The sequence below is a fragment of the Pseudomonas sp. Au-Pse12 genome (genome assembly GCF_021341665.1).
GTDB lineage: Bacteria > Pseudomonadota > Gammaproteobacteria > Pseudomonadales > Pseudomonadaceae > Aquipseudomonas.
In genome coordinates, this window is the sequence record NZ_JAJTTH010000003.1 from 376,853 (window position 1) to 391,592 (window position 14,740).

The window sequence follows — 14,740 nt, forward strand, 5'->3', positions numbered from 1 at the left end:
ATTATAGGCCGTTAAATCTTCTTGTCAAGCACTTTTTCTAGTAATTTCAACAACTTACAGAAGAAGCCAGATTACAACGTACTAAGCAAATAATGGCGGAGAACGGGGGATTCGAACCCCCGACACCCTTTTGAGGTGTACTCCCTTAGCAGGGGAGCGCCTTCGGCCACTCGGCCAGCTCTCCGCAACACGGGGCGTATATTAACCAGCTTTCTCCCCGTTTGCAAACAAAAAAAACGATAAAAATTAATGGCTTGGTTCTTCGTCCTTCTCTTTCTTTATCCGCAGGTAAATTTCCTCACGGTGAACCGCCACTTCTTTGGGGGCGTTGACACCAATACGCACTTGATTACCTTTGACGCCGAGCACGGTCACAGTGATTTCGCCATCACCAATGATCAGGCTTTCTGCGCACCGACGAGTCAGAATCAGCATACCTATCTCCTCACGCATTACATTTTCAGGGACTACAGTCTGCAAAAAAAAGGGTGTCGGCCTACAACCGGGTCGGCTGCAGTCCTACACGCCTAAGTATTGACTAGCACGGGCAAAAGAACAGTTTTCTCCCGCGCCGATCAAAAACACAAAGGGCGCGGTCAGACCGCGCCCCTTTCAAACACGCATCACTCGCCCTGTCGGGCTGGAGCGTCGAGTTCGAACGCGGTGTGCAAGGCACGCACCGCCAACTCCAGGTACTTCTCTTCAATCACCACTGAAACCTTGATTTCGGAAGTGGAGATCATCTGGATATTGATGCTTTCCTTCGCCAGGGCTTCAAACATGCGGCTGGCAACGCCCGCGTGGGAGCGCATGCCGACACCAACGATCGATACCTTGGCAATGTCTGTATCACCCACCACTTCACGGGCACCGATTTCACGTGCGGTGTTCTCCAGCACGGTCTGGGCCGCCAGGTAGTCATTGCGATGTACGGTGAAGGTGAAGTCGGTGGTGTTATCGTGCGAAACGTTCTGCACGATCATGTCGACTTCAATGTTCGCCGCACTGATCGGGCCAAGAATCTTGAAGGCCACGCCAGGATTGTCTGGCACGCCACGGATAGTCAGCTTGGCTTCATCGCGGTTGAAAGCGATGCCGGAAATGATCGGCTGTTCCATGGATTCCTCTTCATCAATAGTAATGAGGGTGCCCGGACCCTCCTGAAAGCTGTGCAACACGCGCAGCGGAACGTTGTACTTGCCAGCAAACTCGACCGCACGGATCTGCAGCACCTTGGAACCGAGGCTGGCCATTTCCAGCATCTCTTCGAAGGTGATCTTGTCCAGGCGCTGAGCCTTGGGCACCACTCGCGGATCGGTGGTGTAGACGCCGTCCACATCGGTGTAGATCTGGCACTCATCAGCCTTCAAGGCCGCAGCCAGCGCCACACCGGTGGTATCGGAGCCGCCGCGCCCCAGCGTGGTGATGTTGCCGTTCTCGTCAACGCCCTGGAAACCGGCAACCACAACCACACGGCCGGCTTTCAGATCGCCACGAATCTTCTGATCATCAATCTGCAGGATTCGCGCTTTATTGTGAGCGCTATCAGTGAGGATGCGCACCTGGTTACCGGTGTAGGACACCGCAGGAACACCGCGCTTGATCAACGCCATGGCCAGCAAAGCGATAGTCACTTGCTCGCCGGTGGAGACGATCACATCCAGCTCACGGGGAACCGGTTTGGCTTCGCCACTGATCTGCTTGGCCAGATCGATCAGGCGATTGGTTTCGCCGCTCATCGCCGACAGCACAATCACCAGGTCATCGCCGGCTTCGCGGAACTTCTTCACCTTGTCGGCGACCTGCTCGATCCGCTCGACAGAGCCGACCGAAGTGCCTCCAAATTTCTGTACGATCAAAGCCATTTTCTAAGCCGCCTCAGCCCGTAAAGGGGCGCCCGTTAAACAATCAAACTGCACAGCGCAAGGACCCGTCACTAGACGACGGGCCCGGCTCGGCGCCTTAAATACCCTGCTCGACAAACGGCACGGTCAGGGCCAGTGCGGCATCCAGTGCAGCAGCATCAACACCGCCGCCCTGCGCCATGTCTGGACGACCACCGCCCTTCCCGCCCACTGCCGCAGCGGCTTGCTTCATCAAATCACCGGCTTTGAGTTGGCCAGTCAGGTCCTTGGTTACACCGGCAACCAGTACGACCTTTTCCTCATGGACACTGCCGAGCAGGATCACTGCGCGGCCGAGTTTGTTTTTCAACTGATCCACCAGCGCCAGCAGCGCCTTGCCGTCCTGGCCGTCGAGACGCGCGGCCAGCACTTTCACGCCCTTGATGTCTGCCGCTTGCGCAGACAGGTCATCGCCCGCCGCACTGGCGGCCTTGGCCTGCAACTGCTCGAGCTGCTTCTCCAGCAAGCGGTTGCGTTCCAGCACTGCCGACAGCTTGTCGATCAGGTTGTCGCGGCTGCCCTTGACCAGGGTCGCCGCTTCCTTGAGTTGTTCTTCCGCCGCGTTCAGGTACGCCAGGGCCGCCGCACCGGTGACCGCTTCGATCCGCCGTACGCCCGAAGCCACGCCACCTTCGCTGGTGATTTTCAGCAGGCCGATGTCGCCGGTACGGTTGGCGTGGATGCCACCGCACAGCTCCACCGAGAAGTCGCCGCCCATGCTCAGCACGCGCACGCTGTCGCCGTACTTCTCGCCGAACAGCGCCATGGCGCCCTTCTTCTTGGCGGTATCGATGTCGGTTTCTTCGGTTTCCACCGCCGTATTCTTGCGAATCTCGGCGTTGACGATGTCTTCCAGGGCCTTGATCTGCTCAGGCTTGATCGCTTCAAAGTGGCTGAAGTCGAAACGCAGGCGCTGACTGTCCACCAGCGAGCCCTTTTGCTGAACGTGCTCGCCCAGTACCTGGCGCAGCGCAGCGTGCAGCAAGTGGGTGGCCGAGTGGTTCAGCGACGTTGCGTGACGCACATCGGCGTCGACCTGTGTTTCTACCGGAGCACCCACGATCAGGCTGCCCTTGGCCAGCACGCCGTGATGAAGGAAAGCGCCGCCAGTCTTGGTGGTGTCGCGCACATCGAAACGCGCATTGCCGGCCTGAAGGTAACCGCAATCACCGATCTGGCCGCCCGACTCGGCGTAGAACGGGCTCTGGTCGAGAATCACCACGCCCTCTTCGCCTTCGCTCAATACGTCGACCGATTGCCCTTCCTTATAGAGAGCAACCACTTTCGCCGAGCCGCTGGTGGCGTGGTAACCGGTGAATTCGGTGGCCACGTCGACCTTGACCAGGCTGTTGTAGTCCATGCCGAAGGAGCTGGCGGAGCGAGCACGCACGCGCTGAGCTTCCATTTCGCGCTCAAAACCTTCCTCGTCGAGGGTCAGGTTGCGCTCGCGGGCGATATCGCCGGTCAGGTCCATCGGGAAGCCATAGGTGTCATACAGCTTGAACACCACGTCGCCCGGTACCACCGAGCCCTTGAGCTCGGCCAGGTCCTGCTCGAGGATCTTCAAGCCCTGCTCCAGGGTCTTGGCGAACTGCTCTTCCTCGGCTTTGAGCACGCGCTCGATATGCGCCTGCTGGGATTTCAGCTCAGGGAAGGCTTCCCCCATCTCGGCGACCAGGGCGGCAACGATCTGATAGAAGAAGCTGCCCTTGGCGCCCAGCTTGTTGCCGTGACGGCAAGCGCGGCGAATGATCCGGCGCAGCACGTAACCGCGACCTTCGTTGGACGGCAGCACGCCGTCGGCAATCAGGAAACCGCAGGAACGGATATGGTCAGCCACCACTTTCAGCGAGGCCTGGGCATCGTTGGTGCAACCGATGGCCTTGGCCGCTGCGTCCAGCAGGCTCTGGAACAGGTCGATTTCATAGTTCGAATGCACGTGCTGCAGCACCGCGCTGATCCGCTCCAGGCCCATGCCGGTATCCACCGACGGCGCTGGCAGCGGGTGCAACACGCCATCGGCGGTGCGGTTGAACTGCATGAACACGTTGTTCCAGATTTCGATGTAGCGGTCACCATCTTCTTCCGGCGAGCCGGGTGGGCCGCCCCAGATATCGGCGCCGTGATCGTAGAAAATCTCGGTGCATGGACCGCATGGACCGGTATCGCCCATGGTCCAGAAGTTGTCGGAAGCGTATGGCGCGCCCTTGTTGTCACCGATGCGCACCATGCGCTCGGCCGGCACCCCGACCTCTTTCGTCCAGATGTCGTAGGCCTCGTCGTCGCTGGCGTACACCGTGACCCAGAGCTTTTCCTTCGGCAGGTTCAGCCACTTGTCGGAAGTCAGGAAGGTCCAGGCGAAGGTGATGGCATCACGCTTGAAGTAGTCGCCGAAGCTGAAGTTGCCCAGCATTTCGAAGAAAGTGTGGTGACGGGCGGTATAACCGACGTTTTCCAGGTCGTTGTGCTTGCCGCCGGCGCGGACGCACTTCTGGCTGCTGACAGCGCGGGTATAAGCGCGCTTTTCCTGGCCCAGGAAGCAATCCTTGAATTGGTTCATCCCCGCGTTGGTGAACAGCAGGGTGGGGTCGTTGCCTGGGATCAAGGAGCTGGAGGCTACACGGGTGTGGCCTTGCTCTTCGAAGAAGCGGAGGAAGGCTTCACGGATTTCTGCGCTTTTCATTAGGTTCTTCCACGGAGACTGCGGCCAAAGGCCTGTGCGCAACGTCAACAGACGAAACGACGGCAAAGGGCCGCATTATATCGGCGTTAATCACTTGGTACAGCGTGTTTGTACGATACAAACAGTCAATTGGACGGAGAACACTGTCAGTTACGGGAAAACTCGGCAAAAGTGCTCAGCACTTGCTCAATTTGCCCGGAGCTGACGTCCAGATGAGTGACCAGGCGCAGCCTGGATGCGGCGCTGAGCTTGATCCCCCGCTCGGCGGCGAACGCCTTGAGCGACTCGGCCCGGTCGCCCATCTGCACATAGACCATATTGGTCTGCACCGGCTCGACACTGTAGCCCTGCTGCCGCAAACCATCGGCCAGGCACTGCGCATGAGCATGGTCATCTGCCAGGCGCTGCACCTGATGGTCCAGCGCATACAGGCCGGCCGCCGCCAACCCGCCGGCCTGGCGCATGCCACCACCGACCATCTTGCGCAGGCGCCGGGCCTTGGCGATCAGTTCCACGGAGCCGCACAACACCGAACCCACCGGTGCGCCAAGGCCCTTGGACAGGCACACCGACACCGAATCGAAATGCTCGGTAATCAGCCGTGCATCGACCCCCAGCTTGACTGCCGCGTTGTACAGCCGCGCGCCATCCAGGTGCAGGGCCAAACCGTGCTCACGGGTAAAGGCACGAGCCTGGGCCAGGTAGGCCAGGGGCAGCACCTTGCCTTGCATGGTGTTTTCCAGGGCCAGCAGGCGGGTCCGGGCAAAATGGAAGTCGTCGGGCTTGATCGCCGCGGCGACCTGGGACAGGTCCAGCGAGCCGTCGCCCTGCACTTCCAGCGGCTGGGGCTGGATCGACCCCAGCACCGCGGCACCACCGCCTTCATATTTATAGGTGTGGGCCTGCTGCCCGACGATGTACTCGTCGCCGCGCTCGCAGTGGGCCATCAATGCCAACAGATTGCTCATGGTGCCCGAGGGCACAAACAGCGCCCTGGCAAAGCCCAGGCGCTGCGCCAACTCGGCCTCCAGCCGATTGACCGTCGGATCTTCGCCGTACACATCATCCCCAGTGGGGGCGCTGGCCATGGCATCGAGCATGCCCAGGGTCGGCTGGGTCACGGTGTCACTACGAAGATCGATCACGCTCATCACATCAGGCTCCGGCTACGGGGGACACCAAGGTCCACGCTTGAACAGGGGGAATTCCCTTTCGAAACGAATTACTGCGGCCCCACGGGCGATTAATCAAGCAGCAACTGTAGAAAACCTTGCGTCACAGGATGAAAAATCCGATGAACATTATCCAAAAGGCGCGGTGCTTCCCCGCCAAATCTGTGTTAAAAACTCACCGCCCGCAACGAATTGCGGGCAAACGTTCTCAGGGCGGGGTGCAATTCCCCACCGGCGGTAATTGCGCGCAATGCGCATAGCCCGCGAGCGCTTGGCGGTACGGGTGGCTTGCCCACTGGTGACGACAAGGTCAGCAGACCCGGTGTGATTCCGGGGCCGACGGTCATAGTCCGGATGAAGAGAGAACGGGATTGGCGCCAAAGGGCCGTTGCCGGGCAGTTCGTGGGAAATCCACGAGTGTTCTGCGCGCACCCTTAAATCCCATTCGATTCATATACGCCCTGTTTTTCATACAAACAGGAGTCAGAACAGATGCAACCCACCGCAATCGATAGCAAAAGCAAACACCACCCCAACGAGCGCGTCGCGTTTATCCAGGCCTGCTGGCACAAGGAAATCGTCGATCAGAGCCGCCAGGGTTTCGTCGCCGAAATGCTCGCTCAGGGTTACCAGGAATCCGATATCGACTTCTTTGAAGTCGGTGGCGCCTTCGAAATTCCGCTGCACGCCAAGCTGCTGGCCAAGACCGGTCGCTACAGCGGCATCGTTGCAGCAGGCCTGGTGGTGGACGGCGGCATCTACCGCCATGAGTTCGTCGCCCAGTCGGTCATCAGCGGCCTGATGCAGGTGCAGTTGGAAACTGAAGTGCCGGTGTTCTCGGTCGTGCTGACCCCGCATCATTTCCATGCGGGTGAAGAGCATCAGAAGTTTTTCTTCGAGCACTTCGTGCACAAGGGTCAGGAAGCGGCAAAAACCTGCGCCGACACCCTGCAGAAGGTACGCGCCCTGCGCCGTAACGAGCAGCGTGCGGTTGCGGTCTAAGCGTTAACAGCATCGCCTGCAAGCCGGCTCCTGCGGGGGCCCGGCTTGCAGGCGAACCTCAGGCCAGGCCGTCGGCCGTGGTCGGTACAATCAGAATCCCCGCGCGCAGGCCGTTCTTCACCTTGGGGTTGGGGAAAATGATCCGCGCCCCCTCCTCCTCGATCACCCAGCGGGTCTGGGCGATATCCTCGGCCAGCAGGTAACCCACTTCCAGCTCGGAAAAGTTCTCGACATCCGCCGGCAGATGCAGGTGGAAGCTGTCGCTGTGCTTGATGACTTCCCGCGCCACGTTGAACAGCTGCAAGCCGTCGAGGCCGTCCTGCTCCGCTGCGGGCTCGCTGCCGTCGATGATCTGTTTGAGACGGGTTTCCAGGCGCTCGACATTGACCCCCTGGTTCTGCCCGAATGGCCGTGCCTTGCCCAGCTCCAGGGTGAAGGACTCGGCCCCCAACTGATCGTAGGTGTAGGCGCTGAAGACAATGGACGGCTTGTTCTGCAGCAGCACCGCTTGCATGCCGGCCGCCCGCAGACGTCCCAGCTCACGACGCGAATGCGGGCGGCCCTGCTTCCAGGGATAGAGGGCAAACTGCTCGATCTTCGAACCGCGGATCGCGGTGTGCAGGTCGTAGTGCAGGCGCTGGCGATCCGGCTGGCTGAAGAAACTCGCCGCCAGGCGCTCCAGCTCGCAGGCGCGCAGGGCTTCAACACCACTGCTCGATTCATGCCGGCCATTGAACAGCCGGTTGACGTCCTGCTCGACGAAACGCTCGCCGCGGCGCATGGCCTCGGGGTTGCCGAACAGGAACAGGATACGTGCGCGAGGCTTCAGATCGCCCCGAGCGATGTCGTGCAACAGACGGTCGAGCAGCTCGATGGGAGCCGTCTCGTTGCCGTGGATGCCCGCCGACAGCAGCAGGTCCAGACCGTTGTCACGAGCTTCCGGCGGCCGCACTTCAAGGGCGCCTTCGCTCAACCAGCGCATGCGCACGCCGTCGACAGTCAGTTGAGTCTTCTCTGCCGGTTCACGGCCGGCGAGGGTCAGTTCAAGCAGTTTGCCGAGGGCGAGCATAGCGCGGCTTCCTTAGTGAGCGTGGCCGCAGTCAGGGCCGTGCACGTGATCATCGTCACCGGCATCGGCCGGCTCCATTTCCAGTTGCAGGCTGACCAGGTTGGTCGCCAATGGACGCAGCAGCAGGCTGGCGTATTCCGCATCGCCTTCTTCCACGTCCACGCCGATCAGCAGCTGGCCGCGGCCGTCCTGTTGGATCCACACTTCCTTGCCCTGCCACAGCACGGCGAAGCGTGTGCAGGAGGTTTCCAGTTGAGTGCCGTCGGTGTCTTCAAGGATCAGCTGCAGGGTATCGCTCATGGGGGTCGTTCTCATCTGGGATGAAGCGGCGCGCCCGGATCAGCCGGGCGCGGGCTTTCAATTGATCTGGAAGGGATAAACCGCGCCCAGTTTAAGGATTTGCGTCAGTTCATCCAATGCCGTCCGGCACTCAAGCAACAGCTGCGGGTCCGCCAGATCGCTTTCGCTGAGGCGGTCGCGGTAGTGCTTGCCAACCCATTGGGTCAGGGTGTCGTACAACGGCGCGGTCATGATAACCCCGGGATTGACCGCCGCCAGCTCGGTTTCGTTGAGGGCCACGCGCAGGCGCAGGCAAGCCGGGCCACCGCCGTTCTGCATGCTCTGCTTGAGGTCGAAGACCTTCACTTCGCGGATCAGCCCGCCGGAGCTGGTGAGGCTTTGCAGGTACTGCCAGACGCGCTCGTTGCCGCGGCATTCTTCCGGCACGATCAACAGCATCGAACCATCGGCGCGGGACAGCAGCTGGCTGTTGAACAGATAGGAACGCACGGCGTCTTCCACCGTCACTTGCGCGCGCGGCACGCAGATCGACTGGAAGTTGCCGCCGCGCCGGCCCAGCTTGCCCTGCAGTTCGGCGAGCATCTTCTCGGTCTCGAGGAACGCATCCTCGTGATAGAACAGCACCTCGCCATTGCCCACCGCGATCACGTCGTTGTGGAACACCCCCTGATCGATCACCGATGGGTTCTGCTGGGCGTAGACCACGCCCTCCTCGCTCAGGCCGTGCAGCCGGGCGACCGCCTGGGACGCTTCCAGGGTCTGGCGTGCCGGGTATTTCTGCGGCGCCGGGTAACGGGTATCGAATGCGCTGCGACCGAAGACAAAGAACTCGACACCGGCCTCGCCATAGTCACGGCAGAAGCGCGTGTGGTTGGCCGCGCCTTCATCGCCGAATTGCGCCACCGCCGGCAAGGCGGCGTGATGAGCAAAGTGCTTCTGGTCGGCGAACATCGCGCCCAGCACGCGGCTGGTGGTCGGGTGCTCGATGCTGCGGTGGTACTTGCAGTTCAGGTTGGCAGCAGTGAAATGCACGCGGCCATCGGCCGTGTCGGCACTCGGGCTGACGGTGGCGGCATTGGCCACCCACATGCTCGATGCCGAGCAACTGGCGACCAGCAATGGCATGGCCTGCTTGGCGGCTTGCTGGATGACCTGGGCGTCAGTCCCGGCAAACCCCAGGTTGCGCAGAGCCGCTACGTCCGGGCGTTCTTGCGGGGCGAGCACGCCTTGCTGAAAGCCCATTTCCATCAGCGCCTTCATTTTCGCCAGGCCTTGCAGCGCCGCTTCCTTGGGGTTGGAGCCCTGCTGGCTGTTGCTCTGGGAGGCCACGTTGCCGTAGGACAGGCCGCCATAGTTATGGGTCGGCCCCACTAGACCGTCAAAATTGACTTCATAGGATTTCATCAGCGAGGCTCCACGAATCTGTTTGTTATAGGCATCGGTATCTACACATGGCGAACGCAGTGCGCTCGTTCGCTGGCAAGCCGGCCCCTATGGATCTGTGCAGGGGCCGGCTTGCCGGCGAAGAGACCATGAAGGCCTCTCGAATCAGGACAAGCGCACGCCCGGCGTCAACGCGCTCGGCAGCACCAGGCTCGGGGTTTCCAGGGAAGCCACCGGGTACGCGCAGTAATCCGCCGCGTAATAGGCACTGGCCCGGTGGTTACCCGAAGCACCCACACCACCGAACGGCGCGCTGCTGGCGGCGCCGGTCAACTGCTTGTTCCAGTTGACGATGCCCGCCCGGCTTTCCAGCCAGAACTGCTGGTAGCGCTCGGCGGAATCCGACAACAGACCGGCAGCCAGGCCGTACTGAGTGTTGTTGGCCTCGGCAATCGCCGCATCGAAATCAGCGTAGCGGATCACTTGCAGCAACGGCCCGAACAGCTCTTCATCGGGACGCTCAGCCACTGCCGTAACGTCCAGAATACCTGGGGTCAGCAAGGCGGCCTGAGCCTGGGGCTGGGTCATTTCCAGCAAGGCCACGGCGCCATTGGCCAGCAGTTGCTGTTGCGCCTCCATCAGCGCGCGAGCGGCGCCCAGGGAAATCACCGACCCCATGAACGGCGCCGGCTGTTGGTCATACGCACCGACATCGATGCTCGCGCTGACCCCCACCAGGCGCGCCAGCAACGCATCACCCCAGGCGCCTTGCGGCACCAGCAGGCGACGGGCGCAGGTGCAACGCTGGCCGGCCGAGATGAAGGCCGACTGAATGATGGTGTACACCGCTGCGTCCAGGTCGGCGACCTGGTCCACCACCAGCGGGTTGTTGCCACCCATTTCCAGGGCCAGGATCTTGTCCGGACGCCCGGCGAACTGCTGGTGCAGGTGATTGCCGGTACGACTGGAACCGGTGAAGAACAACCCATCGATACCTGGATTGGCGGCCAGCGCGATGCCGGTTTCCCGGGCACCTTGCAGCAGGTTGAGAACGCCTGCCGGCAAGCCGGCTTCGATCCAGCACTGCACCGTCAGCTCGGCGACTTTCGGCGTCAGCTCGCTGGGTTTGAACAGTACGCTGTTACCGGCCAGCAGCGCAGGAACGATGTGCCCGTTGGGCAGGTGCCCAGGGAAATTGTAAGGGCCGAACACCGCCACCACGCCGTGGGGCTTGTGTCGCAACACAGCGGTGGCGTCGCCCAACGGGCCGCTCTTCTCGCCGGTGCGCTCGCGGTAGCTCTGCACCGAGATGGCAATCTTGTTGACCATGCTGGTGACTTCGGTGGCGGCTTCCCACAGCGGTTTGCCGGTTTCCTCACCGATGCAGCGGGCCAGTTCGTCGGCACGCGCCTTGAGCGCAGCGGCAAAAGCTTCGAGCACACCGATACGCTCTTCCAGGGAACGCTTGGCCCAGGCCGGAAACGCCTGGCGGGCGGCCTGCACGGCGCTTTCCACTTGCGCGGCGGTGGCGCCGTTACCGGACCAGATAACCGCCTGGGTCACCGGATTGACCGAGGTGAAGGCTTCGCCCTGGCCAGCCAGCCATTGGCCTGCGATGTACAGCGTGCTCATTATTTCGACTCCCGAGAAGCAGACAGCGGAACCGCACGGACCTGGTCGCCGGCGTTGAGTTGCAGGCGCTTGGCGGTCAGGGGATCGACCACCAGGGTGCCCGCGGCAAAGCGCGCAGGCGCCGCGGTGATACGGCAATCCTCGCGCTTGCGGTTGTGGATCAGGAACGGCGTGGCGTCGTCACCCGGGGTGCCGATGGCCAGCACCAGCGCCTGGCTGTCACGTACCGCGCGAATCTTGCTGGTCTCGCACTCCACCGCCGGGCCGGCGTCGAAGATGTCGACATAGCCTTGGTAGCTGAAGCCTTCGCTCTTGAGCATGGCCAGCGCCGGCTCGGTGTCGGTGTGGACCTTGCCGATCACGTTGCGCGCATCCTCGGACAGGAAGCAGGTGTACAGCGGGAACTTGGGCATCAGCTCGGCGATGAACGCCTTGTTGCCGACACCGGTCAGGTAGTCGGCCTGGCTGAACTCCATCTTGAAGAAGTGCCGGCCCAAGCTTTCCCAGAACGGCGAGCGGCCATTCTCATCGGACATGCCGCGCATCTCGGCAATGATCTTGTTACCGAACAGCTGCGGGAACTCGGCAATGAACAGCATCCGCGCCTTGGCCAGCATGCGCCCGTTGAGGCCGGTGCGGTAATCGGCGTGAAGGAACAGCGAGCACAGCTCGGAGTTGCCGGTCAGGTCGTTGGCCAGGAACAGCGTGGGGATCTCGCGATAGATGTTCAGCTCCTGGGAGGCGCTGACCGTCAGGCCGACCCGGAAGTTGTACCAGGGCTCACGCAAGCCGACGGCACCGGCGATGGCGGAAATGCCCACCACCCGGCCGTTGTCGTCTTCCAGCACGAACAGGTAGTCCGCATCACCGCGCTCGGCCTCACCGCGAAAGGTCTTTTCCGCCCAGCCCACTCGGTGAGTCAGGCGTTCCTCGTTGGCCGGCAAGGTAGTCAGGCCGGTGCCAGTGCTGCGGGCCAGGTCGATCAGCGCGGGTAAATCGCTGCTGCGTACGGGACGAACGATCATGCTATCTCCTCAGACGCAGGCCGCTTATGGCCTGCGCGAAACTCGCTGCTTTCCAGGCATGCTTTCCAGGTCGTGGAAGCAGGCTTTAAACCGCCACCAGACGCACGCTGGCACCTTCGCCGACGCCCAGGGCTTCGGCGGCTTGCAGATCCAGGGTCACGGGTTTGCCCGGGGCGTAATCCAGCTCCAGCAACACCGCGCGGTAATCCTGCAGTTGGCCGTTGGACACCAGGTACTGACGGCCACCGCCCTTCACGGCCTCACCGATTTTCACCGGCACCACGCGGCTCTGGGCGATCGAGCGGATCCCCGAGACCCGCGCATGCAAGGTCGGGCCACCGTCGAAGATGTCGATGTAATGATCGGTTTCAAAACCTTCGCGCATCAGGATGTCGAAGGTGATCTGCGCCCGCGGGTGCACCTGGCCCATGGCTTCCTGGGCCGCGTCCGGCAGCAGCGGCACGTAGATCGGGTAATGCGGCATCAACTCGGCGAGGAAGGTCCGGCTTTTCAGGCCGCACAGGCGCTCGGCCTCGGCGTAGTTGAGGTCGAAGAAGTTGCGCCCGATGGCGTCCCAGAACGGCGAATCACCGTGCTCGTCGCTGTAACCGACGATCTCGGTCACCACCGAGTCGGAGAAACGCTCCGGGTGGCTGGCAACGAACAGCAGGCGGCCGCGGGAGTTGAGCTCCGACCAGGGCGAACCCACCAGCTCCGGCACCACATAGAAACTGGTCAACAGGCTGTTGCCGGTCAGGTCGTGACACTGCGACAGAACGTGGATCTTGTTGTGGATCTTCAGCTCGCGGGAAGCGTGGACGAAGGTTTCGTTGCGAAAGCTGTAGAACGGCTCGGAGTAGCCGGCGGACGCGACGATGGCCGAACACCCCACCAGCTTGCCGCTGTCGGTGTCCTCCAGGACGAAGAAGTAGCTCTCTTCACCGTTGAAGCTCACTTCAGCGGCGAACGAAGCCTCGCTTGCGGCGATCTTGTCGCTCAGGCGATCCACATCATCCGGCAAGGAGGTGACACCAATCGGGCTGTCTGCAGCCAGACGCTGTACCTCGCCCAGATCAGCCATTTGCGCGGGGCGCATCACCAGCATGGTGTCACTCCTTACTCTAAAACAGGTCGGAAACCGTCCGACTCAGGGAAAAAAATGCCGGGACAGCCCGGCACAGGAATTAGGCTCGACGCCGGCCATCAAAGCCGGCGCCGAGGAGTACTGCGGCCCAGGATCAGGCTTGGGTCAATTTCGCCACGGCGCGCTCGAAGCGGTCCAGGCCCTCATCGATGTCAGCGTCTTCGATCACCAGGCTCGGGGCGAAACGCACCACGTCCGGACCGGCCTGCAGAATCATCAGGCCTTCTTTCTCGGCCGCGTTGAACACGTCCTTGGCCTTGCCTTTCCAGGCCTCGCTGAGCACGCAACCGAGCAGCAGGCCCAGGCCGCGGACTTCAGTGAACAGGCCGTACTTCTCACCGATCTGCAGCAGACGGGTCTTGAAGCGGTCGTGCTTGGCTTTCACGCCATTGAGCACTTGCGGGGTGTTGATCACGTCGATCACCGCCTCGGCCACTGCGCACGCCAGCGGGTTGCCGCCGTAGGTGGTGCCGTGGGTGCCAACCACCAGGTGCTTGGCCAGCGCTTCGGTGGTGAGCATCGCCGCGATCGGGAAACCGCCGCCCAGGCTCTTGGCGCTGGTGAGGATGTCCGGGGTCACGCCGTAATACTGATAGGCGAACAGCTCGCCGCTGCGGCCCATGCCGGTCTGCACTTCGTCGAACACCAGCAGCGCGTTGTGCTGGTCGCACAGCTCGCGGGCGCCCTGCAGGTAAGCCAGCTCGGCCGGCAATACGCCGCCTTCGCCCTGGATCGGCTCCAGCACCACCGCGCAGGTCTTGTCGGAAACCGCGGCTTTCAGGGCAGCCAGGTCGTTGTACGGCACATGGGTGATGCCGGTGATTTTCGGACCGAAGCCGTCGGAGTACTTCGACTGGCCACCGACGTTCACGGTGAACAGGGTGCGGCCGTGGAAGCTGTTCAGCGCGGCGATGATTTCGTACTTCTCGGCACCGAAACGATCGTGAGCCACGCGACGGGCCAGCTTGAAGGCGGCCTCGTTGGCTTCTGCACCGGAGTTACAGAAGAACGCACGCTCGGCGAAGGTGGCATCGATCAGCTTGTGGGCCAGGCGCAGGGCCGGCTCGTTGGTGAAGACGTTGGACACATGCCACAGCTTGTTGGCCTGCTCGGTCAGGGCCCCCACCAGCGCCGGGTGGGCATGCCCCAGTACGTTGACCGCGATGCCGCCGGCGAAGTCGATCAGTTCCCGACCCGACTGATCCCAGACTCGGGACCCCGCGCCACGCACAGGAATGAAGGCCGCAGGTGCGTAGTTGGGAACCATCACCTGGTCGAAATCGGCGCGTTGCACCGGAGCTTGCTCAACGGACATCGGAGTCTCCTGAAGAGGAACACCCGCCTGAAACTGGCGAGCGATGGAGGGATTGTAAGGACAGTTTTGTGCCCGGCCTTGTCGCCAAGCGACAACTTCTTATAGCGCCAA

12 protein-coding genes, 1 tRNA gene and 1 riboswitch are annotated in these 14,740 nt (G+C 61.9%); of the genes, 1 reads left to right on the forward strand and 12 read right to left on the reverse strand.

The features are described from left to right. Positions 1 to 93: 93 nt before the first annotated feature. The 5 genes from LXM55_RS10100 to ltaE form a co-directional block, all read right to left on the reverse strand. Positions 94 to 184: transfer RNA gene (locus LXM55_RS10100), tRNA-Ser, on the reverse strand. Between the two features lie 62 nt (positions 185 to 246). Then, on the reverse strand, positions 247 to 435 hold the full coding sequence (csrA, locus tag LXM55_RS10105) for a carbon storage regulator CsrA (RefSeq protein WP_002554426.1): 189 nt from the start codon (positions 433 to 435) through the stop codon (positions 247 to 249). 188 nt (positions 436 to 623) lie between these two features. Further along, entirely contained in the window at positions 624 to 1,865 is a 1,242-nt protein-coding gene (locus LXM55_RS10110; protein WP_233320249.1) for an aspartate kinase, read from the reverse strand. A 97-nt stretch (positions 1,866 to 1,962) separates the two neighbouring features. After that, a complete protein-coding gene (gene alaS / locus LXM55_RS10115) occupies positions 1,963 to 4,587 on the reverse strand; it encodes an alanine--tRNA ligase (protein ID WP_233320250.1) in 2,625 nt (874 codons plus the stop codon). A gap of 146 nt (positions 4,588 to 4,733) precedes the next feature. Beyond that, positions 4,734 to 5,738 (reverse strand): low-specificity L-threonine aldolase, encoded by a 1,005-nt coding sequence (gene ltaE, locus LXM55_RS10120; protein ID WP_233320251.1) that lies wholly within the window; start codon positions 5,736 to 5,738, stop codon positions 4,734 to 4,736. Between the two features lie 221 nt (positions 5,739 to 5,959). After that, positions 5,960 to 6,130: riboswitch (FMN riboswitch) on the forward strand. Positions 6,131 to 6,251: 121 nt separating this feature from the next. Here ltaE and LXM55_RS10125 point away from each other — a divergent pair. Beyond that, on the forward strand, positions 6,252 to 6,761 hold the full coding sequence (locus LXM55_RS10125) for a 6,7-dimethyl-8-ribityllumazine synthase (protein WP_233320252.1): 510 nt from the start codon (positions 6,252 to 6,254) through the stop codon (positions 6,759 to 6,761). A gap of 58 nt (positions 6,762 to 6,819) precedes the next feature. On the opposite strand, the gene astE is transcribed toward LXM55_RS10125, so the two are convergent. The 7 genes from astE to LXM55_RS10160 all read right to left on the reverse strand — a co-directional run bounded on the left by astE (position 6,820) and on the right by LXM55_RS10160 (position 14,629). Beyond that, positions 6,820 to 7,830 carry a succinylglutamate desuccinylase gene (astE, locus tag LXM55_RS10130; protein ID WP_233320253.1) on the reverse strand — a complete coding sequence of 337 codons (1,011 nt, stop codon included), beginning with the start codon at positions 7,828 to 7,830 and terminating at the stop codon, positions 6,820 to 6,822. A gap of 12 nt (positions 7,831 to 7,842) precedes the next feature. Then, positions 7,843 to 8,130 carry a hypothetical protein gene (locus LXM55_RS10135; protein ID WP_011062766.1) on the reverse strand — a complete coding sequence of 96 codons (288 nt, stop codon included), beginning with the start codon at positions 8,128 to 8,130 and terminating at the stop codon, positions 7,843 to 7,845. A gap of 57 nt (positions 8,131 to 8,187) precedes the next feature. Next, a complete protein-coding gene (astB, locus tag LXM55_RS10140; RefSeq protein ID WP_233320254.1) occupies positions 8,188 to 9,534 on the reverse strand; it encodes an N-succinylarginine dihydrolase in 1,347 nt (448 codons plus the stop codon). A 144-nt stretch (positions 9,535 to 9,678) separates the two neighbouring features. Then, on the reverse strand, positions 9,679 to 11,148 hold the full coding sequence (astD, locus tag LXM55_RS10145; protein WP_233320514.1) for a succinylglutamate-semialdehyde dehydrogenase: 1,470 nt from the start codon (positions 11,146 to 11,148) through the stop codon (positions 9,679 to 9,681). Beyond that, positions 11,145 to 12,170: an arginine N-succinyltransferase gene (gene astA, locus LXM55_RS10150; RefSeq protein ID WP_016968175.1), complete on the reverse strand. Its 1,026-nt coding sequence runs from the start codon at positions 12,168 to 12,170 to the stop codon at positions 11,145 to 11,147. The genes astD and astA overlap by 4 nt, the downstream gene beginning before the upstream one ends. An 85-nt stretch (positions 12,171 to 12,255) precedes the next feature. Next, positions 12,256 to 13,275: an arginine/ornithine succinyltransferase subunit alpha gene (gene aruF / locus LXM55_RS10155; RefSeq protein ID WP_233320255.1), complete on the reverse strand. Its 1,020-nt coding sequence runs from the start codon at positions 13,273 to 13,275 to the stop codon at positions 12,256 to 12,258. A gap of 133 nt (positions 13,276 to 13,408) precedes the next feature. Then, positions 13,409 to 14,629 (reverse strand): aspartate aminotransferase family protein, encoded by a 1,221-nt coding sequence (locus tag LXM55_RS10160; RefSeq protein WP_102860682.1) that lies wholly within the window; start codon positions 14,627 to 14,629, stop codon positions 13,409 to 13,411. Positions 14,630 to 14,740 lie beyond the last annotated feature (111 nt).

What these genes read in the sequence shown, in the direction of transcription:
- csrA (WP_002554426.1), bottom strand. Translation starts at nt 435, where the DNA reads ATGCTGATTCTGACTCGTCGGTGCGCAGAAAGCCTGATCATTGGTGAT.
- LXM55_RS10110 (WP_233320249.1), bottom strand. Translation starts at nt 1,865, where the DNA reads ATGGCTTTGATCGTACAGAAATTTGGAGGCACTTCGGTCGGCTCTGTC.
- alaS (WP_233320250.1), bottom strand. Translation starts at nt 4,587, where the DNA reads ATGAAAAGCGCAGAAATCCGTGAAGCCTTCCTCCGCTTCTTCGAAGAG.
- ltaE (WP_233320251.1), bottom strand. Translation starts at nt 5,738, where the DNA reads ATGAGCGTGATCGATCTTCGTAGTGACACCGTGACCCAGCCGACCCTG.
- LXM55_RS10125 (WP_233320252.1), top strand. Translation starts at nt 6,252, where the DNA reads ATGCAACCCACCGCAATCGATAGCAAAAGCAAACACCACCCCAACGAG.
- astE (WP_233320253.1), bottom strand. Translation starts at nt 7,830, where the DNA reads ATGCTCGCCCTCGGCAAACTGCTTGAACTGACCCTCGCCGGCCGTGAA.
- LXM55_RS10135 (WP_011062766.1), bottom strand. Translation starts at nt 8,130, where the DNA reads ATGAGCGATACCCTGCAGCTGATCCTTGAAGACACCGACGGCACTCAA.
- astB (WP_233320254.1), bottom strand. Translation starts at nt 9,534, where the DNA reads ATGAAATCCTATGAAGTCAATTTTGACGGTCTAGTGGGGCCGACCCAT.
- astA (WP_016968175.1), bottom strand. Translation starts at nt 12,170, where the DNA reads ATGATCGTTCGTCCCGTACGCAGCAGCGATTTACCCGCGCTGATCGAC.
- aruF (WP_233320255.1), bottom strand. Translation starts at nt 13,275, where the DNA reads ATGCTGGTGATGCGCCCCGCGCAAATGGCTGATCTGGGCGAGGTACAG.
- LXM55_RS10160 (WP_102860682.1), bottom strand. Translation starts at nt 14,629, where the DNA reads ATGTCCGTTGAGCAAGCTCCGGTGCAACGCGCCGATTTCGACCAGGTG.